Source organism: Nitrospirillum amazonense (assembly GCF_029594735.1).
GTDB classification, from domain to species: Bacteria; Pseudomonadota; Alphaproteobacteria; order Azospirillales; family Azospirillaceae; genus Nitrospirillum; species Nitrospirillum amazonense.
The window spans coordinates 1,280,498-1,304,712 of the sequence record NZ_JARPAF010000004.1 but is presented as its reverse complement, the minus strand read 5'-3'; the positions used below and the strand labels follow the sequence as shown (position 1 = coordinate 1,304,712).

At 68.1% G+C, this 24,215-nt stretch carries 25 protein-coding genes; 17 read left to right on the top strand and 8 right to left on the bottom strand.

The window, feature by feature from the left end:
• Nucleotides 1-31 precede the first annotated feature (31 nt).
• On the top strand, nucleotides 32-2,485 hold the full coding sequence (locus P5F91_RS26520) for a penicillin-binding protein 1A (protein WP_246134327.1): 2,454 nt from the start codon (nucleotides 32-34) through the stop codon (nucleotides 2,483-2,485).
• Between the two features lie 70 nt (nucleotides 2,486-2,555).
• Here the strand turns inward: P5F91_RS26520 and P5F91_RS26515 are convergent, their stop codons facing one another.
• Nucleotides 2,556-3,362, bottom strand: coding sequence for an SDR family NAD(P)-dependent oxidoreductase (locus P5F91_RS26515; RefSeq protein WP_145610189.1), 807 nt, complete (start codon nucleotides 3,360-3,362; stop codon nucleotides 2,556-2,558).
• A gap of 149 nt (nucleotides 3,363-3,511) precedes the next feature.
• On the opposite strand from P5F91_RS26515, the gene P5F91_RS26510 reads away from it, so the two are divergent.
• Nucleotides 3,512-4,450 carry a GlxA family transcriptional regulator gene (locus P5F91_RS26510; RefSeq protein WP_145610188.1) on the top strand — a complete coding sequence of 313 codons (939 nt, stop codon included), beginning with the start codon at nucleotides 3,512-3,514 and terminating at the stop codon, nucleotides 4,448-4,450.
• A gap of 82 nt (nucleotides 4,451-4,532) precedes the next feature.
• Nucleotides 4,533-5,414, top strand: a complete 882-nt coding sequence (locus P5F91_RS26505; protein WP_145610187.1) for a hypothetical protein — start codon at nucleotides 4,533-4,535, stop codon at nucleotides 5,412-5,414.
• A gap of 9 nt (nucleotides 5,415-5,423) precedes the next feature.
• Here P5F91_RS26505 and P5F91_RS26500 read toward each other — a convergent pair whose 3' ends face one another.
• On the bottom strand, nucleotides 5,424-5,861 hold the full coding sequence (locus P5F91_RS26500) for a MarR family winged helix-turn-helix transcriptional regulator (protein ID WP_145610186.1): 438 nt from the start codon (nucleotides 5,859-5,861) through the stop codon (nucleotides 5,424-5,426).
• A gap of 114 nt (nucleotides 5,862-5,975) precedes the next feature.
• On the opposite strand from P5F91_RS26500, the gene P5F91_RS26495 reads away from it, so the two are divergent.
• From P5F91_RS26495 to P5F91_RS26470, 6 genes are all read left to right on the top strand, one after another.
• On the top strand, nucleotides 5,976-7,400 hold the full coding sequence (locus P5F91_RS26495; protein ID WP_145610185.1) for an MATE family efflux transporter: 1,425 nt from the start codon (nucleotides 5,976-5,978) through the stop codon (nucleotides 7,398-7,400).
• 282 nt (nucleotides 7,401-7,682) lie between these two features.
• Nucleotides 7,683-7,865, top strand: a complete 183-nt coding sequence (locus P5F91_RS26490; RefSeq protein ID WP_040847170.1) for a DUF1843 domain-containing protein — start codon at nucleotides 7,683-7,685, stop codon at nucleotides 7,863-7,865.
• A 60-nt stretch (nucleotides 7,866-7,925) separates the two neighbouring features.
• Nucleotides 7,926-8,105, top strand: coding sequence for a DUF1843 domain-containing protein (locus P5F91_RS26485; RefSeq protein WP_145610184.1), 180 nt, complete (start codon nucleotides 7,926-7,928; stop codon nucleotides 8,103-8,105).
• Nucleotides 8,106-8,134: 29 nt separating this feature from the next.
• Complete coding sequence (locus P5F91_RS26480) at nucleotides 8,135-8,317, top strand: DUF1843 domain-containing protein (RefSeq protein WP_277908712.1); 183 nt, start codon at nucleotides 8,135-8,137, stop codon at nucleotides 8,315-8,317.
• Between the two features lie 29 nt (nucleotides 8,318-8,346).
• On the top strand, nucleotides 8,347-8,529 hold the full coding sequence (locus P5F91_RS26475) for a DUF1843 domain-containing protein (RefSeq protein ID WP_277908711.1): 183 nt from the start codon (nucleotides 8,347-8,349) through the stop codon (nucleotides 8,527-8,529).
• A 78-nt stretch (nucleotides 8,530-8,607) separates the two neighbouring features.
• Nucleotides 8,608-10,098, top strand: a complete 1,491-nt coding sequence (locus P5F91_RS26470) for a GDL motif peptide-associated radical SAM/SPASM maturase (RefSeq protein WP_277908710.1) — start codon at nucleotides 8,608-8,610, stop codon at nucleotides 10,096-10,098.
• Between the two features lie 4 nt (nucleotides 10,099-10,102).
• Here P5F91_RS26470 and gmk read toward each other — a convergent pair whose 3' ends face one another.
• Both gmk and P5F91_RS26460 read right to left on the bottom strand, forming a co-directional pair.
• A complete protein-coding gene (gene gmk / locus P5F91_RS26465) occupies nucleotides 10,103-10,765 on the bottom strand; it encodes a guanylate kinase (RefSeq protein WP_145610451.1) in 663 nt (220 codons plus the stop codon).
• Between the two features lie 26 nt (nucleotides 10,766-10,791).
• The gene (locus P5F91_RS26460; RefSeq protein WP_277908944.1) at nucleotides 10,792-11,661 is read right to left on the bottom strand and encodes a YicC/YloC family endoribonuclease; all 870 of its coding nucleotides are present in this window, start codon (nucleotides 11,659-11,661) and stop codon (nucleotides 10,792-10,794) included.
• A 237-nt stretch (nucleotides 11,662-11,898) separates the two neighbouring features.
• Between P5F91_RS26460 and P5F91_RS26455 the strand changes: the two genes are divergently transcribed.
• Entirely contained in the window at nucleotides 11,899-12,675 is a 777-nt protein-coding gene (locus P5F91_RS26455; protein ID WP_277908709.1) for an SDR family NAD(P)-dependent oxidoreductase, read from the top strand.
• Here the strand turns inward: P5F91_RS26455 and P5F91_RS26450 are convergent.
• A complete protein-coding gene (locus tag P5F91_RS26450) occupies nucleotides 12,672-13,889 on the bottom strand; it encodes an aminotransferase class V-fold PLP-dependent enzyme (protein ID WP_277908708.1) in 1,218 nt (405 codons plus the stop codon). The two genes, P5F91_RS26455 and P5F91_RS26450, sit on opposite strands and share 4 nt — an antisense overlap.
• A gap of 5 nt (nucleotides 13,890-13,894) precedes the next feature.
• A complete protein-coding gene (locus P5F91_RS26445) occupies nucleotides 13,895-14,353 on the bottom strand; it encodes a RidA family protein (protein WP_277908707.1) in 459 nt (152 codons plus the stop codon).
• 138 nt (nucleotides 14,354-14,491) lie between these two features.
• Here P5F91_RS26445 and gcvA point away from each other — a divergent pair, with 138 nt between their 5' ends.
• A complete protein-coding gene (gcvA, locus tag P5F91_RS26440; protein ID WP_277908706.1) occupies nucleotides 14,492-15,475 on the top strand; it encodes a transcriptional regulator GcvA in 984 nt (327 codons plus the stop codon).
• A gap of 134 nt (nucleotides 15,476-15,609) precedes the next feature.
• Entirely contained in the window at nucleotides 15,610-16,749 is a 1,140-nt protein-coding gene (locus P5F91_RS26435; protein WP_277908705.1) for an acyltransferase family protein, read from the top strand.
• Nucleotides 16,750-16,760: 11 nt separating this feature from the next.
• On the opposite strand, the gene P5F91_RS26430 is transcribed toward P5F91_RS26435, so the two are convergent.
• Complete coding sequence (locus P5F91_RS26430) at nucleotides 16,761-17,432, bottom strand: class I SAM-dependent methyltransferase (protein WP_246134326.1); 672 nt, start codon at nucleotides 17,430-17,432, stop codon at nucleotides 16,761-16,763.
• Nucleotides 17,433-17,703: 271 nt separating this feature from the next.
• Nucleotides 17,704-19,590, bottom strand: a complete 1,887-nt coding sequence (locus tag P5F91_RS26425; RefSeq protein WP_145610177.1) for an ABC-F family ATP-binding cassette domain-containing protein — start codon at nucleotides 19,588-19,590, stop codon at nucleotides 17,704-17,706.
• Nucleotides 19,591-19,734: 144 nt separating this feature from the next.
• On the opposite strand from P5F91_RS26425, the gene P5F91_RS26420 reads away from it, so the two are divergent.
• From P5F91_RS26420 to P5F91_RS26400, 5 genes are all read left to right on the top strand, one after another.
• Nucleotides 19,735-20,052 carry a nucleotidyltransferase domain-containing protein gene (locus P5F91_RS26420; RefSeq protein ID WP_145610176.1) on the top strand — a complete coding sequence of 106 codons (318 nt, stop codon included), beginning with the start codon at nucleotides 19,735-19,737 and terminating at the stop codon, nucleotides 20,050-20,052.
• Between the two features lie 184 nt (nucleotides 20,053-20,236).
• On the top strand, nucleotides 20,237-20,425 hold the full coding sequence (locus P5F91_RS26415) for a hypothetical protein (protein ID WP_246134324.1): 189 nt from the start codon (nucleotides 20,237-20,239) through the stop codon (nucleotides 20,423-20,425).
• 145 nt (nucleotides 20,426-20,570) lie between these two features.
• Complete coding sequence (ndk, locus tag P5F91_RS26410) at nucleotides 20,571-20,993, top strand: nucleoside-diphosphate kinase (RefSeq protein ID WP_040844830.1); 423 nt, start codon at nucleotides 20,571-20,573, stop codon at nucleotides 20,991-20,993.
• Between the two features lie 426 nt (nucleotides 20,994-21,419).
• Nucleotides 21,420-22,715, top strand: coding sequence for an omega-aminotransferase AptA (gene aptA / locus P5F91_RS26405; protein WP_145610447.1), 1,296 nt, complete (start codon nucleotides 21,420-21,422; stop codon nucleotides 22,713-22,715).
• Between the two features lie 169 nt (nucleotides 22,716-22,884).
• Nucleotides 22,885-24,213, top strand: coding sequence for an NAD(P)-dependent oxidoreductase (locus P5F91_RS26400; RefSeq protein ID WP_277908704.1), 1,329 nt, complete (start codon nucleotides 22,885-22,887; stop codon nucleotides 24,211-24,213).
• Nucleotides 24,214-24,215: the final 2 nt, after the last annotated feature.

Here is a 24,215-nt window from a genome sequence, read left to right as displayed (position 1 = left end):
GTCTTATCGCCTGCGGGTGTCGGTCGGTTCCATGCGCATTCTCGTCAAGCTGTTGGTCGTGTTGTTGATTCTGGCGGGCGCCGGCTGCGTCGGCCTCTACCTGGGCTATCGCCATTACGCGGCCGACCTGCCGGACTATCACCAGCTGGTGGACTACCAGCCGCCCACCGCCACGCGGGTGCAGGCCGGCGACGGCCGCCTGATCGCGGAGTTCGCGGCCGAGCGGCGCGTGTTCGTGCCCATCAGCCTGATCCCCAAGCGCGTGCGCCAGGCCTTCGTCTCGGCCGAGGACCAGAACTTTTACCAGCATGGCGGCGTGGACTGGCTGGCTATCGCCCGCGCCATGGCCACCAACGTGGAGCGCGTGGGGCAGGATCGGCGGCCCATCGGCGCCAGCACCATCACCCAGCAGGTGACGCGCCTGTTCCTGCTGAACAACGAGGTCAGCTATGTCCGCAAGATCAAGGAGGCCATCCTCTCCTACCGGATCGAGGACGCCCTGTCCAAGGACCGCATCCTTGAGCTGTACCTGAACGAGATTTTCCTGGGCAACCGCGCCTTCGGCGTGGCGGCCGCGGCCCTGAACTACTTCAACAAGTCGCTGGATGAGCTGACGGTGGATGAGGCGGCCTTCCTGGCCAGCCTGCCCAAGGCGCCGGATCGCTATTACCGCGACCGCTTCCATGACGCCGCCATCGCCCGCCGCAACTACGTGCTGGGCCGCATGGCGGAGGATGGCTACATCACCGCGGCCGAGGCCAAGGAGGCGCAAGGCCGTCCCCTGACCTTCCGCGACCGCCATTCCGAGGGCCAGGTCGATGCCGACTACTTCGTGGAGGAGGTTCGGCGCGAGCTGTTGTCGGTCTACGGCGAGTCCAAGCTGTATGAGGGCGGCCTGTCCATCCGCACCACCCTGGATCCCAAGCTGCAGCAGGCGGCGGTGGAGGCCCTGCGCCATGGGCTGGAGGCGTTCGATCGCCGCAAGGGCTGGCGCGGCCCGGTGGCCCATCTGGACGGCCCGGCCAACTGGCAGGACCAGCTGGCCAAGGCGACCCTTCCGGCCGGTGGCGAACGCTGGCAGCTGGCCGTGGTGCTGAAGGCCGATGGGGAAGAGGCCGCCATTGGCCTGAAGGACGGCAGCCAGGGCAAGCTGCTGCCGGCCGACGTGCGCTGGGCCAAGCGGGCCAACGCGCTGACGCCCGGCGACCTGATCATGGTCGATGCCGCGATGTCGGAGGCCAAGCCGGCGGCGAAGGGCCAGAAGGCGGAGGAGCCGGCGCCCATTCCCGGCGTCTACGCCCTGCGCCAGATTCCCGAGCTGCAAGGCGCCGTGGTGGCCATGGACCCGCGCACCGGCCGCGTCCTGGCCATGAGCGGCGGCTTCAGCGCCCGCATCAGCGCCTTCAACCGTGCCACGCAGGCCAACCGCCAGCCGGGCTCCGCCTTCAAGCCCTTCGTCTACCTGGCGGCGCTGGACCGGGGCTTCACTCCCTCCAGCCTGGTGCTGGACGCGCCCTTCTCGCTGGAACAGGGGGCGGGGCAGGAGAAGTGGCGGCCCAGCAACTACACCGACCAGTTCTACGGCCCTACGCCGCTGCGGGTGGGCATCGAGAAGTCGCGCAACGTCATGACGGTGCGCCTGGCGCAGAACATCGGCATGCCGGCGGTGGTGAACGAGGCCAAGCTGTTCGGCATCAGCGACCACCTGGCGCCGGAACTGTCCATGGCCCTGGGTGCTGGCGAGACCACGGTGCTGAAGCTGACCACCGCCTACGCCATGCTGGACAACGGCGGCAAGCGCATCACCCCCACCTTCGTCGACCGGGTGCAGGACGCCGCCGGCAAGACCATCTACCGCCACGACCAGCGCGCCTGCGACGGCTGCCAGCTGACGCCGGGCTCCATCGCCCCCACCGCTGATGTCGGCGCGGTGCCGGACGTGCCCGACACGCGCGAGCAGATCGAGGATCCCCGCACCGTCTACCAGATCGTCAACATCCTGCAGGGCGTGGTTGATCGCGGCACGGCGGCGGCGCTGCGCGTGCTGGGCAAGACCCTGGCGGGCAAGACCGGCACCACCAACGACAGCCAGGACGCCTGGTTCGTTGGCTTCTCCCCCGATCTGGTGTTCGGCGTTTTCACCGGCTATGACCAGCCGCGCTCCCTGGGCGACCATGAGACGGGCGCCTCGGTGGCCGTTCCCATCTTCAAGGAGTTCATGGAGACGGCGCTGGCCGACAAGCCCTCGCTGCCCTTCCGCGTGCCGCCCGGCGTGCGCCTGGTGCGCGTGAACCCCGAGACCGGCCGCCTGGCCGAGCCCGGCGACCGCAAGGCCATCTGGGAAGCCTTCATCCCCGGCACGGAACCCAAGGGCGGCGAAGGCGTGCTGGACGGTGGCGACGGCGGCAGCGTCTGGGTGCAGGCCACCCCGGCGGCGCAACAGCAGAGCACGCAGATGGGGACGGGAACGGGGACCGTTTATTGAGTATGCCTCAGGTGTGAACAAACGGGCCGCCCCGGCGATGGAGCGGCCCGTTTCATTTCGTACGCTAAACTTACGCGGCCGGCTTCAGGCGGGCGGCGGCGCTGGAGTGGGACAGGTTGGGCCTCAGCTTCTGGCGGGCGTCTTCATAGGCCTGCCAGTCGGCCGGGTCAGGCAGGGCCGGGATGGTGATCAGCTCGCCCTGGTCCAGGCCGACGAGGGACGCATCCACCATCTCCTCCGCCGACATCACCCATTCCTGCGGGAGGTTGTCGGCCGGCACGCCGGCCACGTCCCAGAATTCCGTCCGCGTGGCCCCGGGCAGCACGGCCTGGACACGGAGGCCCTTGCCCGCCAGCTCATGATGCAGAGATTGAGTGAATGCCACGACGAAGGCCTTGGTGCCGCCGTAGGTGCCGTTCATCAGCTCCGGCACGATGCCAACGACGGAGGCGATGTTGATGACCAGGCCGCCACCCCGCGCCACCAGACCGGGGACCGCGGCGTAGGTCAGGCGGGTCAGGGCCGTGACGTTCAACTGGATCATCGCCTCCATGGCGTCCACGTTGCCCTCCAGCAGCGGGGCGGTTGCCCCCACGCCGGCATTATTGACGAGGGCGGTGATGCTGCGGTCTTCCCGCAGGCGGGCTTCGACGGCGCGCAGGTCGGCCGGCTTGGTCAGGTCGGCCGCCAGCACCTCCACTTTGCGCCCGGTCTCGGCCGCCAGGCGCTGGGCGTGGCTCTCCAGCCGGGCGGCGTTGCGCGCCACCAGGATGAGGTCATAGCCGCGGCGGGCCAGGCGGTCGGCGTAGATGGCGCCGATGCCGGAGGAGGCGCCGGTGACGACGGCGGTGCCCTTGGAGGAAGAAATGGTGCTCATGATCCGGTTCCCTTGTGTATGGGCCGGCGGGGCGCCGGCGTTGACAAGGGGAGAATACGAGCGCACGGTCGTGGCCTGAATGTCATTGATGCCACCTTTTAGGACATCATATTCGGCAGGGTGTTGCCGGCAGTGTGTTGGAGGTCGCCATGCGGCGCGTTGGTCTCGTTGTCTTCCCCGGTTTCCAGATTCTGGACCTGGTAGTGGTCACCGTATTCGAGGTGGCGAACGTCATCGCCGGGCGCGCCATCTATGATGTGCACCTGGTGTCGGAGACGGGCGGCCTGGTCGTCAGCTCCGCCGGGGTGGCCGTCGACAGCCGCGCCCCGGACGAGTTGGCCTATGATACGCTGATGGTGGCCGGGCAGATGGAGGTCACGCCGACGTCGCCTGGGCTGGTGGACCTGGTCCGGGACGCTGCCCGTGTTTCCCGCCGCACGGCCAGTGTTTGTACCGGCGCCTTTATCCTGGCTGAGGCCGGCCTGTTGGAGGGCCGGCGGGCCACCACCCACTGGGTCTATGCTCGCACGCTGCAGCGGGATTTTCCCGCGGTGCGTATGGATGAGGACTGCATCTTCATCCAGGACGGACCCATCTGGACCTCCGCCGGCATGACCGCCGCGATCGACCTGTCGCTGGCCCTGGTGGAGGCTGACCTGGGCGTGGAGATATCGCGGGCCGTGGCGCGCAAGATGGTGGTCTATCACCGCCGTCCGGGCGGGCAGTCCCAGTTCTCCGCCCTGCTGGAACTGGAGCCCCGGTCGGACCGCATCCAGAAGGCGCTGCGCTATGCGCGGGAGAACCTGACGGCGGATCTGTCGGTGGAGCGGCTGGCGGAGGTGGCGAACCTCAGCCCCCGGCAGTTCAGCCGCGCCTTCCATGCCGAAACCGGCCAGTCGCCGGCCAAAGCGGTGGAGAACTTGCGGCTGGAGGCCGCGCGCGTGCTGATGGAGGAGGGGCGCCACCCCATCGAGATCATCGTGCGCGAGACCGGCTTTGGCGATCGTGAGCGCATGCGCCGCGCTTTCCTGCGCGCCTTTGGCCAGCCGCCCCAGGCCTTCCAGAGGATGGCGCGGCTCAGCGCCTGATTAAAAAGTATTTTAATCGGTCATCGGCTGAGGGCGATGTATACGGGGAAATATAACGAAAATCCCGTAGGAAGTCCTCATCATGATCCGTCACACCGCCGTCGGCGCTGTGGTGTCAAGTTTGCTTGTCTTAGGCGCGCTGGCTGGCTCGGCGCATGCAGCAGGCACCGATGCCATCAGCGATTACTTCGACAATTGGTACACCCGCGTGGACCAAGCCCAGTCGACCCAGCCCAGCTGGGTGACACCCCTGGTCACGGTGACCCCGCGGCTGGAGCAGGAATTCCGCTTCGACCAGACCAACCAGTACCAGGGCACCGGCGCCATGGTTCGCAACTATGGCGGCGGCAAAGGTCTGGAATTGATCCCCTCCGCCACCACCGAGGTGGTGCTGAACATCCCGCCCTATCAGGTGCGCAGCAACGTCAAGCCGGTGCAGGGCTTCGGGGATGACCCCGTGCTGCTGGTGAAGCAGCGCCTGCTGTCCGCCAATGCGGCGCAAGGCGACTACATCGTCACGGCCTTCCTGGGCTTCCAGGCGCCCACCGGCATCAAGGCCTTCACCAACGACGCCTGGCTGGTGACGCCGACGCTGGCCGCCGGCAAGGGCTTCGGCCGCTTCGACGTGCAGGGCACCCTGGGCGTGGCCATCCCCATGGCGCATGAGAACACCATCGGCACGGCGGTGGCCACCAACGTCACCTTCCAGTACCACCTGGACGACTATTTCTGGCCGGAGCTGGAGGTGAACGATACCTACTGGTCCGGCGGCCTGCGCGACGGCAAGAACCAGGTGCTGCTGACCCCTGGTATCATCTTCGGCCGCTTCCCGCTGGGCGGCCATTCCAAGGCCAACTTCGGCTTCGGTTACCAGTTCGCCGTTTCGCCCAGCCTGCAGCGGGAGCCGGCGCTGACCCCGACCCTGGACCACGCCTGGGTCTTCACCGGCCGCGTCTCGTTCTAGGCGGGCCGGTCAGATTGGGATGCTCAGGCCGCCCAGTGTTTGGCGCAGGGCGGCCGTCTCGTCCTCGCCATTGGCCGCCTCGAATTCCCGCTGGGCTTCCCGCCATAGGGGGGTGCCGGCGCGCAGGGCCTCGCGGCCCTTGTCGGTCAGGGTAATCTCATGGCTGCGCCGGTCGGTGGGGCAGGGGGTGGTCTGGATCAGGCCCTCCCGCTCCAGCGGGCGCAAATTCTTGCCGGTGGTGGTGCGGTCCAGATCCAGACGCGCCGCCATCTCGTTCACCGACAGCGTGCCGGCCTCGTACACCATCGCCAGCATCGAGAACTGCGTTATGCGCAGACCGGCAGGCGCCAGCTTGGCGTCATAGAAATTGGTCATCCGCCGCGCCGCCCGTCGTAGGGCGCCGCAGTTGCAATGGGCGACGCCGTCGCGCTGCTGGTCGAAACTCATTCCGCTCTCCTTCCGCCGCTGTTTTATCAGGCGCTGGCGCACCGCGCCAGATAGGAGTATATGCTTCTATTTAAGAGCATATCCGCCTATTTCATCCAGACGGGGACGAGAATCATGACCACCGACATCGGCACGGCGCCGGCGGAGACCTTATCCGGGGCCGGGGAAGGCGCCCGGGTGGAGGCCAAGCCGGTGCCCCCCGCCCGCCACGCCCTGCTGCACGAGCCGATCGTGCCGACCATGCTGCGTCTGGCCCTGCCCACCATCGTGGTGCTGGTCATCCAGACGGCCGTCGGCGTGGCGGAGACGTATTATGTCAGCGCGCTGGGCACGGACGCCCTGGTGGGGGCGGCCCTGGTGTTGCCGGTGTCCATGCTGATGACCATGGTGGCGGCCGGCGGTATCGGCGGCGGCGTGGCGGCGGCGGTATCACGTGCCATGGGGGCGGGACGGGTGCGCGATGCCAACGCCCTGGTGTTCCACGCCCTGGTCCTGGCCATCGCCTTCGGCCTGGTCTTCACCCTGGCCCTGCGGCTGGGCGGGCCGGCGCTGTATCGAACGCTGGGCGGCACCGGCGGGGCGCTGGACGCGGCGCTGTCCTATTCCGGCTGGCTGTTCGCCGGCGCCATTCCGGTCTGGATCATCAACCTCATGTCGGCCGTGCTGCGCGGCATCGGCAATGTGCGGGTGCCGGCGCTGGTCACCCTGGTGGGGGCGGCGGTCATGATCCCGCTGTCGCCCTTCCTGATCTTCGGCATCGGGCCCATTCACGGCTTCGGTGTCGCCGGCGCCGGTATGGCGGTCAGCGGCTATTACACCGTGGCGGCGCTGGTGCTGCTGGCCTATATGGTGCGCGGCCGGTCGGGCCTGGTCCTGCGCCGGGTGCCGCTGGAGGGGCGGCTGTTCCGGGACATCCTGGGCGTGGGCATCGTCTCGGCCCTCAGCGCCTTGCAACTGAACCTGATCACCCTCCTGGTGACCGGCGCCGTCGGCCGCTTCGGGACGGAGGCGCTGGCCGGCTTCGGCATGGGCTCCCGCCTCGACTACCTGCTGATCCCGCTGCTGTTCGGCCTGGGTACGGCGGTGCTGACCTTGGTGGGCACAGCCATGGGAGCGGGCAACCAGGCCCGAGCGCGCCGTGTCGCCTGGATCGGCGCCCTGATGGGGGCCGCGGTGACGGAGATGATTGGCTTGGCCGTGGCGCTGTGGCCGTCCGCCTGGGTTGACCTGTTCAGCCACGACCCCGCCGTGTTGGCCCATGGCGCCCATTACCTGCGCACGGTGGGGCCGGTTTATGGCGCTGTGGGCCTGACCTTCATCCTTGGCTTCGCCTCTCAGGGCGGTGGCCGACCCCTGTGGGCTTTCCTGGCGGGTACGCTGCGCCTGATTGTCGCGGCGGGGTTGGGGTGGCTGGCGGTGGGTTTGGGCGCCGGCCTCGACATTTTGTTCAGCCTGGTGGCCGCGGCATCCCTGGCCTCCGCCGCGCTGTGTGTTGCCGCCACCCTCAGCGGCGCCATCTGGCGGCCGGGGCGGGAGTGATTCCATAAAGTTGTATTAACTGCATATTGCAATCATTTAAGTTGACTCCCGGGCGGCCTCGGGCCAGAAAAGTTCGGCCAATACAACGAAGCCGTGGCCTGACCATCCTGCCGCTCGGGAGGCGGCGCCCAGACGCTGGACCCGCCCCCCGGTCCGCAGGGACCGTGCTGTTTTTGACCATTCGATGATGTCAGGTCCCCGCCCCCAGGCGGGGCGGTCGCACCCGCGTGCCTTCCGCGACCCTTCGAAAACAGTGGCCCTTTCAAAACAGTGGGGAAAACAATGACGATCATCCAACCCTATGGCGTTGCCATCACCCAGGCCATCGCGAGCGGCGACCTGGAGGAAATGAAGCGGGCCAAGGCCCTGGCCGAGGACCATGTCCAGCGCTACGGCGATATCCCGACGCTGCTGACGCACCTGAAGGCGGCCATCGCTAAGCTCGAGGCCGGCAAGACGCCCTGATCCTGCCAGCCGGGACGGGGCCTTTTCATATCCGAAATCACAACTTATGAGGGAAATATCATGAGCCACATTCCCCTTTACGCCGTCGCCGCCACCCAGGCCATCGCCAAGGGCGACCTGGCGCACCTGAAGAGCCTGCACGCCGAGGCCGAGAAGCACCTGCAGGAATACGGTGACGTCGCCACCGTGCTGCAGCTGCTGAAGGTGGAAATCGCCAAGGCCGAGGCCGGCAAGCACTGATCCCAAGCGCCAAACCCGGGAGGAAAACCATGTCATCCCTTCACGTCCTTTACGGCGTTGCCATCACCGACGCCATCGCCAAGGGCGACCTGGCGGAGCTGAAGAAGCTGGCCGCCGAGGCCGAGGCGCATGTGCAGCAGTACGGCGACGTCCCCACCCTGCTGACGCACCTGAAGCTGGAGATCGCCAAGGCCGAGGCCGGCAAGCACTGATCCCAAGCGCCAAACCCGGGAGGAAAACCATGTCATCCCTTCACGTCCTTTACGGCGTTGCCATCACCGACGCCATCGCCAAGGGCGACCTGGCGGAGCTGAAGAAGCTGGCCGCCGAGGCCGAGGCGCATGTGCAGCAGTACGGCGACGTCCCCACCCTGCTGACGCACCTGAAGCTGGAGATCGCCAAGGCCGAGGCGCGCAAGCCCTGAGCCCGGTGTCGTCTTGAGGCCGGCCGGCGCTTTCGGGTGCCGGCCGCTTTCCCGCCTATTTTTCAAGGAACCCGCCCCATGGACATCAGCGCGTCCGCCCTGCCACCATCCCAGGAGGCGCCCGTCCGCTTCCGCCGAATGGAGGACCACCACAACCTGGTGCCGGTGCACGTGGTGTGGGAGATCACGCTGGCCTGCAATCTGAAGTGCCAGCACTGCGGCTCCCGCGCTGGCCGGCCCCGCGCCGATGAGCTGACGACGGCGGAGGCGCTGGACCTGGTGGACCAGCTGGCGGCCCTGGGCACGCGGGAGATGACCCTGATCGGGGGGGAGGCGTATCTGCGCCGCGACTGGATCGACATCGTGCGCCGCTGCCGTGCGCATGGTATGCGCACCGCCATCCAGACCGGCGCCCGCAACCTGACAGACGCCCGCCTGGACCAGGCGGTGGAGGCGGGCCTGCAGGGATTGGGCGTCTCCATCGACGGCCTGCCGGAGTTGCACGACCGGGTGCGCGGTGTCTCCGGCTCCTACGACCAGGCCATCAGCGCGCTGCGCCGGGCCAAGGTGCTGGGCCTGGACGTGTCGGTCAACACCCAGATCGGGCCGGAGACGCCGGCCCACCTGCCGGACCTGATGGACCGCATCATCGAAGCGGGCGCCACCCACTGGCAGATCCAGCTGACCGTGGCCATGGGCAACGCCGTCGATAACCCCGACCTGCTGTTGCAGCCCTATCAGCTGATCGACGTCATGCCGCTGCTGGCCCGCCTGTACCAGGAGGGGGTGGAGCGCGGGCTGCTGATGATCGTGGGCAACAACATCGGCTATTTCGGCCCCTATGAGCGCATGTGGCGCGGCTATGGCGACGAGACCATGCACTGGACCGGCTGCGCGGCCGGCCAGACCACCATCGGCATCGAGGCCGACGGCACCATCAAGGGCTGCCCCTCGCTGGCCACCTCGCTCTATTCCGCCGGCCATGTGCGCGACATGACGGTGGAGGACATCTGGCGCCATACCGAACGTATCAGCTTCGGCCGCCTGCGCTCGGTGGAGGAGATGTGGGGCTATTGCCGCACCTGCTACTACGCCGATGCCTGCCGCGCCGGCTGCACCTGGACATCCGAATCGCTGCTGGGCCGACGGGGCAACAACCCCTATTGCCACCACAGGGTGCTGGACCTGGCCAAGCATGGCCTGCGCGAGCGGGTGGTGAAGGTGAAGGAGGCGCCGCCGGAAAGCTTCGCCATCGGTGAATTCGCCCTGATCACCGAGGCCATCCCGGGCGTGACGGACGCCCCACCCCTGCCGGCGCACAACCCGGCCCAGGTACACATCCACCCCCGCGAACGCGCGGCGGGCGGCGGCACCACCCCGCCGAAGCTGGACGTCTGCCGGGGCTGCGACCAGTACATCTGGCCGCATGAAGAGACCTGCCCCCATTGCGGCTCAGACGTGGCCGCCGAGGCCGCCCGCCACGCGGAGGACACCGCCCGCCGCCGCGCCCTGATCGATCAGGCCAAACGCTTCCTGGCGGGGGTGCGGGCGGCGAGCGTGGCGGAGTAAGGGCTCACACCCCCGCCTGCAGGCCCTTCACGAACTCCGACAGGCCCACCTGGCGGCGGCGCACCAGGCGTTCGGCGGTCAGGATGGCGTGGGCCTTGGCGACGGAGCTGTCCACGTCGTTGTTGATGATGACGTAGTCGTACTCGGCCCAGTGGCTCATCTCGTTGGCCGCCTTGCTCATGCGCTTGGCGATCTCGGCCTGGCTGTCCTGGGCGCGGCTAGTCAGGCGGCGTTCCAGTTCGCGGGCCGACGGCGGCAGGATGAAGATGCTGACCAGATCGTCGCGGGCCTTTTCCTTCAGCTGCTGCGTGCCCTGCCAGTCGATGTCGAACAGCACGTCGCGGCCGCCGGCCAGCGCCTGCTCCACCGGCTCGCGCGGGGTGCCGTAGTAGTTGTCGAAGACCTTGGCGTATTCCAGCAGCTTGCCCTGGTTCACCATCAGGTCGAACTCGGTGAGGCTGGTGAAGTGGTAGTCCACGCCGGCCACCTCGCCCGGCCGCTTGGCGCGGGTGGTGGCGGAGACCGACATGGTCAGCTCATCGTCCTGCTCCAGCAGGCGGCGGGCGATGGTGGTCTTGCCCGCACCGGACGGCGAGGACAGCACCAGCATCAGGCCGCGGCGATGCATGTAGGGAGGCAGGGCGGGGGACGGGGCGTCGGCGGTCATGGGCGTACTCACTAGGGGGGGCGTGCTCATTCGATATTCTGAACCTGTTCGCGGAACTGCTCGATCGTGGCCTTCAAGGACAGACCGATGCGGGTCAGTTCCACGTCGGCGGACTTGGAACAGAGGGTATTGGCCTCACGGTTGAATTCCTGGCACAGGAAGTCCAGGCGCCGGCCCACGGCGGCCCCCTCGGCCAGCATGTCGCGGGCCTGGGCGATATGGGCGCGCAGCCGGTCCAGTTCCTCCTGCACGTCGGCCTTGGCGATCAGCAGGGCCGCCTCCTGGGCCAGTCGTTCCTCCGGCAGGGCCGGCACGGCGTCCAGCAGGGCCTGCACCTGGGCCTTCAGCTTGTCGCGGAGTGCCGCGGGCTGCAGCGCGGCGGTGCTGGCGGCGGCCTCGGTCAGCGACGCGATCTCATCCAGGTGGCCGGTCAGTACGGCGTGCAGGCGGGCACCCTCGGCGGCGCGGGCGCTGGCAAGGGCCAGGATGGCCTGCGTCACGGTCTTACCGATGGCAGCCTCAAGTTCCGCCCGTTCTTCCGGCTGTTCCGTCTCCTCGCCCGTGTCGATGACGCCGCGTACGGACAGCAGGGCGTCGATGCGGGGCGGGGCGGCGCCCGCCCCCTCGATCTCCCGCGCCAGTTCCAGCACCTGGGCCAGGAACTCGCGGTTCAGGCGCAGCGGCGCGGCGGCGGCGGTGCGGTTGACGGTCAGGTTCAGGGTGACGTTGCCACGGCGGATCAGGCGGTTCACCTCCGCACGGGCCAGGGCCTCGATGGCGTCGAAGCCGGAGGGCTGGCGGGTGCGCAGGTCCAGCGCGCGGCCATTGACGCTCTTCACCTCGACGATCCACGAGGTGCCGCCGGCGGCGCCTTCCGCGCGGGCGAAGCCGGTCATGCTGGCGAGGGGGGAAGTCTTGCTCAAAGGGCGGGTCCAAGGGAAGGAGGAGGGCGACAGGGACGCAATTTCCGCCGCGCTGCCGGCTGGACCGGCGGCGAGACATGCTGCATCGTCTTGAGGCTAGGGTTATAGCCCGTGGCGGCGGCGACAAACAAGCAAGGCCCGGGGGTGGGCCGGTTGCGGTAAGTGCGCGGCCACATTGACGATACGGGGACGAACGAAGGGGGAAGGGCGGTGCAGTCGCCGAACAGCATACTGATCACCGGCGCCTCCAGCGGCATTGGCGAGGCCCTGGCCCTGGCCTATGCGGCGCGAGGCCGCCAACTGTGGCTGACCGGCCGTGATTCGGCGCGGCTGGACGCGGTGGCCGAGGCCGCGCGCGCCAAGGGCGCCCGGGTGACGGCGGCGGCGCTGGACGTGCTGGATCGCCAGGCCCTGGCCGATTGGATCAAGGCGGCGGACGACGGCGTGCCCATCGACCTTGCCATCGCCAACGCCGGCATCTCCGGCGGCACCGGCGGCGGCGCCGCCGCCACCTCGGGTGAGACGGAGGAGCAGGCGCGCCGCATCCTGGCCGTGAACATCGAGGGCGTGCTGAACACCGTCCACCCCCTGATCCCCCGCATGGTCGCGCGCAAGCGCGGGCAACTGGCGCTGATGTCCTCGCTGGCCGCCTTCCGCGGCATGCCGGGGGCGCCCGCCTACTGTGCTTCCAAGGCGGCGGTGCGGTCATATGGCGAGGGCCTGCGGGGGGAACTGATGGGCAAGGGGGTGCAGGTCAACGTCATCTGCCCCGGCTTCGTGCGCAGCCGCATGACGGCGGTGAACAGCTTCCCCATGCCCTTCCTGATGGACGCGGACAAGGCCGCGCGCATCGTCGTGCGGGGCTTGGCCGCCAACCGGGCGCGCATCGCCTTCCCCTGGCCCACCTATGCTGTATCCTGGCTGCTGGGTGTTCTGCCCCCGGGCCTAACCGACGCCCTGCTGGCCCAGGCCCCGCGCAAGGTTTAGGGCGCCAGTCTGGCGATGGCGTCGGCCAGGCGGTCCAACTCAGCCTCCGTCGTCAGATAGCTCAGGGACGCGCGGGCGATTTCCGTCAGGCCCCGCGCTGTCATGTCCAGCGGCGTGTAGGGCACGCCGTTGGCGCCCAGGGTCAGGCCCTGGTCCATCAGCCGGGCGCGCACCGCCGAGCCGGCCAGGCCTTCCACCGTGAAGGACACCAGGCCGCTGCGCGTTTCCGGATCGCCGATGTCGCGCACAGTGACGCCGGGGATGGCGTCCAGTCGTCCGCGCAGGCCTTGCGCCAGATGGTGGATGCGGGCGCGGATGTGGTCGATGCCAAGAGCCAGAGCTTGCTCCAAGGCGTTGCCCAGGCCCAGCAGCAGGGCCACCGAGGCCTCCGACGATTCCAGGCGGCGGGCGTCATCGCGGGGCGACACCGGGCCATGGTCTGCCCCCCAATGCGTGGCCCAGGGCGAGGACTGCACGTCCAGCCAGGCCGGCGTGACCTTGTCCAGGAAATCGCGGCGGACATACAGCAGGGCGGTGCCGCGTGGCCCCCGCAGGTGCTTGCGCCCCGGTGCCTTCAGCATATCGCAGCCCAGCACCCGCACGTCTACGGGGATTTGCCCCACCACCTGGGCGGCGTCGATGACATAGGGGATGCCGGCGGCGCGGGTCACCCGGCCCACCGCCGCCGCGTCATTGACCAGGCCGCCATTGGCCGCCCCCCAGGTCAGGCTGACCAGCCGCACGCGGTCGTCGATCAGGCCGGCCAGGGCCTCGGCGTCCACCCGGCCGTCCTCCAGGCTGGGAATCACCTCCACTCCGGCGCCGGCGCGGGCGGCTTTGTCGCGCAGGGTGGTCAGGTTGCCGCCCCATTCCTGGCGGCCAACCAGAACGCGGTCACCGGGGCGCAAGGGCGGCAGGCTGGCGATGGCGGTGCCCCAGGCGGCGGATCCGCCGGTGGCGAAGGCGATTTCCTCCGGGGTGGCGTTCAGCAGGGTGGCCGCCGCCGCGCGCGTCCGGGCCACGCCGTCCGCCGCCATCACCGCCGCCTCCATGGGGCCGACCTCGGCCTCCAGGGCCAGATGATCGGTGATGGCCGCCAGCGTCTGGCGGGAGGACAGGCTGGCGCCGGCGTGGTTGAAGTGCACGCGGGGGCCCGTGCAGCCGGGCGTATCGGCGCGCAGCGCTTCGATCAGGGCATCGGTCAGGACGGGCATGGGGATCACTCCGCCAATTCGATGATGGCCTCGACCTCCACCGCCGCGCCGCGCGGCAGGGCGGCGGCACCGACAGCGGATCGGGCGTGGCGCCCGGCTTCGCCGAACACGGCCACCATCAGGTCCGACGCGCCGTTGGCCACCAGCGGCTGCTGGGTGAAGTCCGGCGCGCTGGCGACGAAGACGGTTAGCTTGAGCACCTGGCGCACCTTGGCCAGGTCGTCGCCGGCCGCCTTGGCGATATGGGCGATTACGTTCAGGGCCGCGGCCTGGGCCGCGCGCACGCCATCCTCCACCGCGACCTGGTCCCCCAGCCGGCCCTGGGCGCCCGCCGGATCGATCTGCCCCGCCACGAACAGCAAGGGGCCCACCCGGGTGGTGGAGACATAGTTGGCGGCAGGGCTGGAGGGCTGCGGCAGGGTCAGGCCCAGGGACTGGACCTTTCCGGCGATCGAGACGGGCATGGCGGCGGCATTCCTTGACGGCGGAATTCAATAATGTGGCGCCAGGATGCCCGCGGACAACGCTCGCCGCCAATTCAAAGGGGCACGGGGGAGCGATCGATCTGGCTCATGGGTCGGTCGCAGGTTACAGTCCGGTCCATGCGCCTGTCCCCCATCCTGCCGCCTCTGCCGGCCCTGCGCGCCTTCGAGGCGGCCGGCCGGCTGCTCAGTTTTCGCCAGGCGGGGGAGGAACTGCTGATCACCCAGAGCGCCGTCAGCCACCACATCCGCCAACTGGAGGACAGCCTGGGCGTGCCCCTGTTCCTCCGCCACGCCCGGGGCGTGACCTTGACGGAGGCGGGCGCCCAATATCTGGCGGCGGTGCGCCAGGCCTTCGGCCTGATCGCGGAGGCCACGCGCGACGTGCGGGCCCATGCAACGCGCCAGACGCTGCGGGTCAGCATGGTCCCGTCCTTCGCCGCCAACTGGCTGGTGCCGCGCCTGGACCGCTTTGCCGCCGCCCACCCGGACATCGACCTGGTCCTGGACCCCACGCTGCGCAAGGTGGACGTGCCGAATGGCGAGGCCGACATCGGCATCCGCTATGGCGCGGGGCCGGAGCCCGGTGACGGCTTGGCGGGCCGGTTGCTGCACATGGACCGCCTGGCACCCGTGGCCGCACCCGCCCTTCTGCGGCGTGGGCCGCCGCTCCGGGCGCCAGGTGACCTTCTTGCCCATCCGCTGCTGTTCACCATCCGCCCGCTGGAGTGGCGGGTGTGGGCGGCGGCGGCGGGCGTGGAGTTGCAGGCGGCCCGCACGGTGCAGCTCACCGACTACAACATCGTGCTGCAGGCGGCGGTGGAGGCGCAGGGCATCGCCATGGGCCGGGCTCTGTTGGTCCAGGATCGCGTGCGGGCCGGCACGTTGGTGTCGTTGTTCCCGGAGGTGGTGGTGGAGACGCCCCAGGTGGCCCACTGGCTGGTCTGGGCATCGGCGCGGGCGCCGACGCCGGCCATGACGGCCTTCACCGACTGGGTCGTGGCGGCGGTGGCTGATGCCGCCCCGGCCGCCTCCGGCGGCATGCTTGATGTCGCCCTGGCCGCCTCTGGCGGCATGCTTGATGTCGGGGGAAACGGTCTCTAGACTGCAAACATAAGTCGTGGTGGTCCTGCGACGATCTTGGGGTGCTCTGTCCACTGCCTGGGCGTCTTGGGGTTGGTTGGGGAACAGGCTCCTTGGCATCACATGCAGATGGTCGACCGGATCGGGACACGGGCGTGGGTGCAGCCAAGCTGCGTACGCTGGAACTTGGCCGTTTCCTTGCCGCGACCATCATCGTCCTGACTCACCTCCTCCTGTGGGTGAACAAGCTGGCGGCCCCGGGCACGGATCCGCTCTTGGGCGGATGGCGGCCTCCCGGGGCGTTCGGCGTGACTTATTTCTTCGTGCTGTCCGGCTTTGTCATGATGACGGCGCATCACCGGGATTGGGGCGACGCCGCCGCCGCGCCGCGCTTCTGGTGGCGGCGGCTGTGCCGCATCTATCCCACTTATTGGTTGGCCTTGCTGATCCCGGTTTACTACCTGCACAGCACCGTGGCGCCGGCGTCGCTGGCGCAGATGTATCTGCTCTCGCCCTGGCACGATAAGGATTTCATTCCCGCCGCCTGGTCGTTGCGCCATGAGCTGGTGTTCTATTTCTTCTTTGGCTTGGCGCTGATGCCGCGCGTTGGCCGTCCCATCCTGGCCCTCTGGATCGGCGCCACCCTTTGGCGGTGGGTGCCGTGGCCGGCGCTGGACATGCTGCGCCTGCCGCATCCCACCTGGCTCAATCACGTGGTGGAAACCTATTTGGGCGAGCGGCTTTTCAGTTACTTCAATTTTTATTTCATCGCGGGGCTGGCCGCCGGCTGGATCTTCCTCAAACGCCGCCCGGGTCCCCGGGCCAGCTTGGCCCTGGTGGCGCTGGGCGTGGTGACCATCCTGGCGACGTTGCCGGAGATCGATTGGGGCAGGGACTATGGGACGCCGGCCATGATGATGCGGATGTCCGTCCTGTTCGCCGTCACGCTGCTGGGCCTGGCGGGGCTGGAACGTCATGGCATGCTGCGACTGGGCCGCTTCGCCGATCGGGCGGGCGCCTTGTCCTATCCCCTCTATATTCTTCACATGCCGCTGCTACTGGCGCTGGAATTGAACCTGCCGGCGTTCACTGCGGGCGGATGGGCCCTGCGCGGGCTTTTCCTCGCCGGCCTCTTGCTGCTCTATGCCGCTTCCCTGCTGGTCAGCCTCACGTTTGACCAGCCGATGCAGCGCGCGTTGCGTGCCCTTGGGCGGTATGTGGGGGGACTGAGGGCGCGGCCAGCGGCCGATTCCCTTCCCGGGGAGGCGGTGGCGCCGCAGCGCCCCAACTTCTGACGCGTCGCGCCTCAGTCCCGCGTATAGCCCCATACCGCCGCCGGCGGAATGTTGGAGACGGCCCAGCCCAGGCGCTTGCCCGACAGGTGCAGGGCCTGGCGGCGCAGGGGGGAGCGCAGGGAATAGGTGAAGGACAGGAATTGCCGGCCCTTAGGCATGACGGCATAGGCCTCATCCATGATAAGGCGCTGCGCTTCCGCCGGGATCAGGATCATGGGGATGCCGCAGACGATGGTGCCGACCTTGCCCACCCATTGCGGCGGCAGCAGGCTGCGCACGTCCTTCACATCGCCCAGCAGCACGGTGACGCCGGGGAACTTGGCCGTCATGTAGGCGTGCAGTTCCTTGTCCCGCTCGATGACGAACAGGCGCGAGGCGGGGATGCCGGAGTCCAGCAGGGCCTTGGTGATGGCGCCCGTGCCGCCACCATACTCCACCACGATCTCATCCGCCTCGCGCCGCACATGGCGGGCCATCAGGCGACCCAGCGACGGTGCCGAGGGGGTGATGGAGGCGATGGAGACGGGGTTGGCGGCCCAGCGGCGGAAGAACAGCCAGGCGGGATTCTCATTGGCCGGGCTCTGCGCCCGGGGGGAATGGCCGCGCGGATGGCAGCTCTGGGCGGAACCCCGGGCGGCGAACTTCTTGCCGTTCAAGGTCGTCTCGGCGCGGTCGGTCGGCATGATTCAGGCGTTCCTCAGCATCGGCATTCCAGCGGCGGTGCGCCCAAACCGGGGCGTCAAGGCTCTGTTCAGGTCGGTACTCGGGGGGCCCAGGCCCCCGAAACGGTCGCGTGCACGGAACATAGGGGCAGAGATGGCATGCACCGCCCCGATTTGCAATGACGGGTGTGTTACACCCCCGTTTCCGTTACGCAATTCCGGATTAGACTTTAGGGGCGGGGTGCGGCGGTGGGGCGCAGGGCACGGGCGCTGGGCGGCATCGTGTGTTGGCTCATGCCCCTGCCGCCATCGCTTCCTCCAGCTGTTCCGACAGGGTCAGCCAGGCTTCTTCGGCGGCGTCCAGGTCCTTCTGCACCTGGCCCAGCTCGATCTGCAGCTTGGTCACAGCCTCCTTCGGACCCTGGTACAGGGCGGGGTCGGCCAGCTTCTCGTCCAGCTTGGCCTTCTTGGTGCCCAGCTGGCCCATGCGCTTTTCCGCGTCCTCCACCTTGCGGCGCAGGGGGGCCAATTGCTGGCGCAGCTCGGCGGCGGCCCGCCGCTCTTCCTTGCGGTCACGGCCGGCGGCGGGGGTGACGTCGCGTGAGGCGCTGTCGCTGCGCCGCTGGTCCAGCAGCCAGGCGCGGTATTCGTCCAGGTCGCCGTCATAGGGCTTGCACGTGCCGTCGGCCACCAGCCACAGCCGGTCGGCCGTCAGTTCCACCAGGTGGGGGTCGTGGCTGATGAGGATGACGGCGCCCTGATAGCCGTTGATGGCCTCCACCAGGGCCTCGCGGCTGTCGATGTCCAGGTGGTTGGTCGGCTCGTCCAGCAGCAGGATGCCCGGCGCCTCGCGGCTCATCAGCGCGAACAGCAGCCGCGCCTTTTCCCCGCCCGACAGGTCGCGGATCAGGGTGTCGGCCTTCACCTGGGGGAAGCCGAAGCGGCCCAGGTGGTTGCGCACCTGCTGCTCGGTGGTCCCCTTCATGGCGGCCTGGGTCTGCTGCACCGGCGTCCAGGCCAGGTTCAGCTCTTCCGCTTGGTGCTGGGCGAAGTAGCCGACCTTCAGCTTGGAGGAGCGTCGGACCTCGCCGCCCATGGGGGCCAGCCGCCCGGCCAGCATCTTCACCAGCGTGGACTTGCCGTTGCCGTTGGCGCCCAGCAGGGCGATGCGGTCCTCGGGATCGATGCGCAGGTTCAGGTTGCGCAGGATGGCCTTGTCGCCATAGCCGACGACGGCGCCGTCCATGTTGATCAGCGGTGGCGACAACTCCTCGGGTGAGGGGAAGTCGAACCGGGTGCGGTGCTCCTCCAGCACGGTGATGGCCGGGCCCAGCTTCTCCAGCGCCTTCAGGCGGCTTTGCGCCTGCTTGGCCTTGGTGGCCTTGGCGCGGAAGCGGTCCACAAAGTCCTGCATATGTTTGCGCTGGGCTTCCTGCTTGGCCGACTGGGCCTTCAGGTTCTCCAGTTTGGCGGCGCGCACGGTGACGAACTGGTCATAGCCGCCGCTGTAGGCGGTCAGCTTCTGCTGATCCAGGTGGATGGTCGTGGTCGGGACCTTGTTCAGCAGCTCCCGGTCATGGCTGATCAGCAGGATGGTGTGGGGGTAGTTCTTGAGATAGCTCTCCAGCCACACCGTGGCTTCCAGGTCCAGATGGTTGGTCGGCTCGTCCAGCAGCAGCAGGTCGGGCTGGGTGAACAGCACGCCGGCCAGCGCCACGCGCATGCGCCATCCGCCGGAGAAGTCGGCGCACGGCCGTTGCTGCGCTGCCGCGTCGAAACCCAGGCCGGACAGGATCTGCGCCGCCCGTGCTTCCGCCGAATGGGCACCGATGTCGGCCAGGCGGGTATGCACCTCCGCGATGCGTGTGGGATCGGTGGCGGTCTCGGCCTCCGCCAGCAGGGCGGTGCGTTCGGTGTCCGCCGCCATGACCGTGTCCAGCAGGCTGGTGGCGCCGGCAGGCACCTCCTGCCGCACCATGCCCATGCGCACGCCGCCGGGTAGGGTGATCTCCCCACCGTCGGGGTGCAGCTCTCCCGCAATCAGCTTGAACAGGGTGGACTTGCCTGTGCCGTTGCGCCCCACCAGCGCCACTTTGTGGCCCTTGGGCACGACGACGGAGGCCTGGTCCAGAAGGGTGCGGCCGGCGATGCGGTAGGTGAGGTCGGTGATGGTCAGCATGGCGGCCCTCTTAGCATGAGGCGCGCATGGATGGCAGGGGCGAATGGACAAGACGACGCGACTGAGGCGGTTGCAGATTCAGCCTGCCTTGCCGGTCGTTGTGCTACGATACCGCCGGGTCCCTCAGGACAGAAGGTCGTTTTCATGGCGCTGACAGACGATCCCGTTCTCTACCGTTTCCGTTCCGCCATTGATGAGATGTATGGCGACCGGCTTGACCGTGTGGTGCTTTTCGGTTCCCGCGCCCGGGGGGACGCGCGGGCGGATTCCGACTACGATGTGGCTATATTCCTGAAATCCCTCACCGATCGCTGGAAGGAACTGGATCGGCTGGCGGCCTTGCGGGTGCGCATGATTGATGCAACCGGCGCGTTCTTTGACGCCAAGCCCTATCTCGCGTCGGCTTATAATGAACGCACGCCGTTGATGCATGAAATCCGGCAGGATGGCGTCTTCTTATGACGCCAGAGGCTGAGCAGTTTCTGGCCAAGGCGCGTCATCTACTGGATGAGACGGCTACCATGCTGCGCGGCGGCCTGAACGATGCCGCCGGCCGCAACGCGTATCTTGCGGCTTACCATGCATTTTCGAGCACACCGGTAAGATCGCGAAGACCCATAACGGGGTTCAGACGGAATTCCTGCGTTTGACCAAAGATGACCAGCGGTTGGCCCCGGAAATGCGTATCTTCCTGTCACAAGCCTACAATCTCAAGGCGATCGCGGATTATGAAACCGGACCCGACGCTGAGGTCGGGTCTCAGCGAGCCGCGCAGGCGGTGGAGGGTGCCAAATTGTTCGTCGTTCAAGTGATTAGCTTGATTGAGACCTTTTGAACCCCGACACTCTCCCCCGCGCACATGCCCCCGTTGCCGGTGTGGCACATGAACCTTGGGTTACGGCAGTTGCAGCCCCGCGTGCGCCCGTATATAACGCCGCCACTTTCGAGATTCCTCGTATCAAATCCCAGGAGATCCGGCCATGGCCGTCGAACAGACCTTCTCGATCATTAAGCCCGACGCCACCCGTCGCAACCTGACCGGCAAGATCAACGCCAAGTTCGAGGAAGCCGGTCTGCGCATCGTCGCGCAGAAGCGCATCCAGATGACCAAGCAGCAGGCCGAGAAGTTCTATGAGGTGCACGCCGCCCGCCCGTTCTACGGCGACCTGGTGTCCTTCATGACCTCCGGCCCGGTGGTCGTGCAGGTCCTGGAAGGTGAGAACGCCGTGGCCCGCAACCGCGAGATCATGGGCGCCACCAACCCGGCCAACGCCGACGCCGGCACCATCCGCAAGGAATTCGCGGAATCGATCGAAGCCAACTCCGTCCACGGCTCCGACAGCCTGGAGAACGCGAAGATCGAGATCGCCTACTTCTTCGCCGGCACCGAGATCGTCGGCTGACCGCCGGCGTCACGGATGACGATCTAAGGAAAGCGGCCCTGGGGATGCCTCAGGGCCGCTTTTCTTTTGTCCGCGCCGGCCCCTCCTGGGTGTCAGGGCGGCGGCAACCATGGGTTTAGGGGATTGGAAACGGTGGGATTTTGCCATTAAATTAGGCAGCGGCAGGCGCTGGCGCGGTTTTGCGCATTTTTCTGGCCGCGCGGTCAAAAAAAACCTGACCAAATGGTCAAATTCATGTCACTCTCCATTCCATAAATTACGGGCTATAGAATACGGGTCCGCCTGGCCGACAGGGGCCGGGCGCCTGCTGGGAGAGTGGCTTTGGCACAGCGTCAAGACGGCTTCGGCATCCATCCCTCCATCCCCTACGCGGCCCCTGACGGCCGTGGGGCCGGCCCGGGCTTGAGCGGCAGCGTTCCGAACAACATGGACGCCTTCTGGATGCCGTTTACGGCCAACCGCCAGTTCAAGAAGGCGCCGCGGCTGTTCGTGGGTGCCAAGGACATGCACTACACCACCGACGACGGGCGCCAGGTGCTGGACGGCACCGCCGGCCTGTGGTGCGTGAACGCCGGCCATTGCCGGCCTGAGATCGTTCAGGCGGTACAGGCTCAGGTGGCGGCCATGGACTACGCCCCCGCCTTCCAGATGGGCCATCCGGGCGCCTTCGAGCTGGCGGCGCAACTGGCGGCCCTGCTGCCCACCGGCATGGACAAGGTGTTCTTCACCAATTCCGGTTCCGAATCCGTGGACACCGCGCTGAAGGTGGCGCTCGCCTACCATCGCGCCCGGGGGGAGGGGACGCGCACCCGCTTCATTGGGCGCGAGCGCGGCTACCACGGCGTGGGCTTCGGCGGTATCTCCGTCGGCGGCATCGTCACCAACCGCAAGTTTTTCGGGCCCATGCTGGCCGGCGTCGACCATCTGCCGCACACCCATGACAAGGCACACCAGGCCTTCACCAAAGGCCAGCCGGAATGGGGCGCGCACTTGGCGGATGAGCTGGAGCGCATCGTCACCCTGCACGACGCCTCCACCATCGCCGCCGTGATCGTGGAGCCGGTGGCGGGGTCCACCGGCGTGCTGCTGCCGCCCAAGGGCTATCTGGAAAAGCTGCGGGCCATCTGCGACCGCCACGGCATCCTGCTGATCTTCGATGAGGTCATCACCGGCTTTGGCCGCCTGGGCGCGCCCTTCGCCACCGACTATTTCGGCGTGGTGCCGGACATCATCACGGCGGCCAAGGGGCTGACCAACGCCACGGTTCCCATGGGCGCGGTATTCTTCAAGAACCACATCTACGACGCCTTCATGACCGGGCCGGAGAACGCCATCGAGCTGTTCCACGGCTACACCTATTCCGGCCACCCGCTGGCCACCGCCGCCGGGCTGGCGACCCTGAAGATCTACAAGGAAGAGGGGCTGCTGACCCGGGGGGCGGAACTGGCGTCCTATTGGCAGGAGGCGGCGCACAGCCTGCGCGGCCTGCCCCATGTCATCGACGTGCGCAACCTGGGCCTGATCGCCGGCATCGAGCTGGAGCCCATCGCCGGCAAGCCCACGGCGCGCGCCTTCGACGCCTTCCTGCGCGCCTTCGAGAAGGGTCTGCTGATCCGCACCACCGGCGACATCATCGCCCTGTCGCCGCCGCTGATTATCGAGAAAAGCCACATCGACCAAATCTTCGGCACGCTGGCCGAGGTGCTGCGGGAACTGCCGTGAGGATTGACGACCCAAAGGCGACGAATGGCTTGGCAGAAAATAAAGATCGAAAAATAAAACGAACAAAGGCATACGCCTGCGACACGCGTACCTCTGAACAGGATCGCCGGAAACGCACGACCGTTCCGGCGGTGGCCCAGTAAAGGGCGGGAAAAGACGGGAGCAGTAGATGAGTGGCGTAAACGGGGCCGCCCACAGTAACCAGCTTAGCCTGGACCGGGACTTGGTCTCCCCCTTCACCGCCCTGCAGGCCATGGCGGAGAGCAGCCGGTGTCTCTATTGTTACGAGGCGGCCTGTGTTACGGCCTGCCCCACCGCGATCGACATTCCGGGCTTCATCCGCAAGATCGGCACCGGCAATGTGAAGGGGGCCGCCCGCACCATCCTGGACGCCAACATCATGGGCGGCACCTGCGCCCGCGCCTGCCCGACGGAGGTGCTGTGCGAGCAGGCCTGCGTGCGCAACAAGGCGGAGGCGGAACCGGTGCTGATCGGCAGGCTGCAACGCTATGCCACCGATGTGCTGTTCAAGGCGGGCGTGCAGCCCTTCACGCGACAGGCGCCGACCGGCAAGCATGTCGCGGTGGTGGGCGGCGGCCCGGCCGGCCTCGCCTGCGCCCACCGGCTGGCCCTGCTGGGGCACGAGGTCACGGTGTTCGAGGCCCGGGCCAAGGCCGGCGGCCTGAACGAATATGGCCTGGCCGCCTACAAGATGGTCGATGATTTCGCCCAGCGCGAGGTGGACTTCATCCTGTCCCTGGGCGGCATCACGGTGAAGACGGGCGTGGCCCTGGGCCGCGACGTCACGCTGGCCCAACTGCGCCAGGACCATGACGCCGTGTTCCTGGGCCTTGGTTTGGCGGGCATCAACACCTTGGGCGTGGCCGGCGAGAATTTGGCCGGTGTGGCCGACGCGGTGGACGTCATCGCCGCGCTGCGTCAGCGGGCCGCCCCGCCGGTGGCCCTGGCCGGCCCCCTGGCTGGGCGCCGGGTGGTGGTCATTGGTGGCGGCAACACGGCGGTGGACGCCGCCATCCAGTCGCTATGCGCGGGGGCGGCGGAGGTCACCATGGCTTACCGCCGGGGCACGGCCGAGATGGGCGCCACCGGGCATGAGCAGGATCTGGCCCGCACCCAGGGGGTGGTCCTGCGCACCTGGCTGGCGCCGCGCGAGATCCTGGGGGCCGGCGGCGCCGTCAGCGGCATCGTGCTGGAACGCATGGCGATGGACGCCGGCCGCCTGGTCGGGACCGGCGAGACGGTGACCATCCCTTGCGACGTGGTGCTGAAGGCCGTAGGCCAGAAGCTGGCGCCCGGCGGGTTGGACGGCCTGGCCGTGGCGGGGGGCCGCATCCAGGTGGACGAGACCCTGGCCACCAGCCTGCCCGGCGTCTATGCCGGCGGCGATTGCATCAAAAGCGGCGAGGACCTGACCGTGCAGTCCGTGGCGGACGGCAAGGCGGCGGCCTTCGCCATCGACGCTTATCTCAAGGCTTGAGC

Excerpts from the sequence above, each read along its gene's own strand:
- P5F91_RS26520 (WP_246134327.1), top strand. The coding sequence starts at position 32 with ATGCGCATTCTCGTCAAGCTGTTGGTCGTGTTGTTGATTCTGGCGGGC.
- P5F91_RS26515 (WP_145610189.1), bottom strand. The coding sequence starts at position 3,362 with ATGAGCACCATTTCTTCCTCCAAGGGCACCGCCGTCGTCACCGGCGCC.
- P5F91_RS26510 (WP_145610188.1), top strand. The coding sequence starts at position 3,512 with ATGCGGCGCGTTGGTCTCGTTGTCTTCCCCGGTTTCCAGATTCTGGAC.
- P5F91_RS26505 (WP_145610187.1), top strand. The coding sequence starts at position 4,533 with ATGATCCGTCACACCGCCGTCGGCGCTGTGGTGTCAAGTTTGCTTGTC.
- P5F91_RS26500 (WP_145610186.1), bottom strand. The coding sequence starts at position 5,861 with ATGAGTTTCGACCAGCAGCGCGACGGCGTCGCCCATTGCAACTGCGGC.
- P5F91_RS26495 (WP_145610185.1), top strand. The coding sequence starts at position 5,976 with ATGACCACCGACATCGGCACGGCGCCGGCGGAGACCTTATCCGGGGCC.
- P5F91_RS26490 (WP_040847170.1), top strand. The coding sequence starts at position 7,683 with ATGACGATCATCCAACCCTATGGCGTTGCCATCACCCAGGCCATCGCG.
- P5F91_RS26485 (WP_145610184.1), top strand. The coding sequence starts at position 7,926 with ATGAGCCACATTCCCCTTTACGCCGTCGCCGCCACCCAGGCCATCGCC.
- P5F91_RS26480 (WP_277908712.1), top strand. The coding sequence starts at position 8,135 with ATGTCATCCCTTCACGTCCTTTACGGCGTTGCCATCACCGACGCCATC.
- P5F91_RS26475 (WP_277908711.1), top strand. The coding sequence starts at position 8,347 with ATGTCATCCCTTCACGTCCTTTACGGCGTTGCCATCACCGACGCCATC.
- P5F91_RS26470 (WP_277908710.1), top strand. The coding sequence starts at position 8,608 with ATGGACATCAGCGCGTCCGCCCTGCCACCATCCCAGGAGGCGCCCGTC.
- gmk (WP_145610451.1), bottom strand. The coding sequence starts at position 10,765 with ATGACCGCCGACGCCCCGTCCCCCGCCCTGCCTCCCTACATGCATCGC.
- P5F91_RS26460 (WP_277908944.1), bottom strand. The coding sequence starts at position 11,661 with ATGACCGGCTTCGCCCGCGCGGAAGGCGCCGCCGGCGGCACCTCGTGG.
- P5F91_RS26450 (WP_277908708.1), bottom strand. The coding sequence starts at position 13,889 with ATGCCCGTCCTGACCGATGCCCTGATCGAAGCGCTGCGCGCCGATACG.
- P5F91_RS26445 (WP_277908707.1), bottom strand. The coding sequence starts at position 14,353 with ATGCCCGTCTCGATCGCCGGAAAGGTCCAGTCCCTGGGCCTGACCCTG.
- gcvA (WP_277908706.1), top strand. The coding sequence starts at position 14,492 with ATGCGCCTGTCCCCCATCCTGCCGCCTCTGCCGGCCCTGCGCGCCTTC.
- P5F91_RS26430 (WP_246134326.1), bottom strand. The coding sequence starts at position 17,432 with ATGCCGACCGACCGCGCCGAGACGACCTTGAACGGCAAGAAGTTCGCC.
- P5F91_RS26425 (WP_145610177.1), bottom strand. The coding sequence starts at position 19,590 with ATGCTGACCATCACCGACCTCACCTACCGCATCGCCGGCCGCACCCTT.
- P5F91_RS26420 (WP_145610176.1), top strand. The coding sequence starts at position 19,735 with ATGGCGCTGACAGACGATCCCGTTCTCTACCGTTTCCGTTCCGCCATT.
- ndk (WP_040844830.1), top strand. The coding sequence starts at position 20,571 with ATGGCCGTCGAACAGACCTTCTCGATCATTAAGCCCGACGCCACCCGT.
- aptA (WP_145610447.1), top strand. The coding sequence starts at position 21,420 with ATGGACGCCTTCTGGATGCCGTTTACGGCCAACCGCCAGTTCAAGAAG.
- P5F91_RS26400 (WP_277908704.1), top strand. The coding sequence starts at position 22,885 with ATGAGTGGCGTAAACGGGGCCGCCCACAGTAACCAGCTTAGCCTGGAC.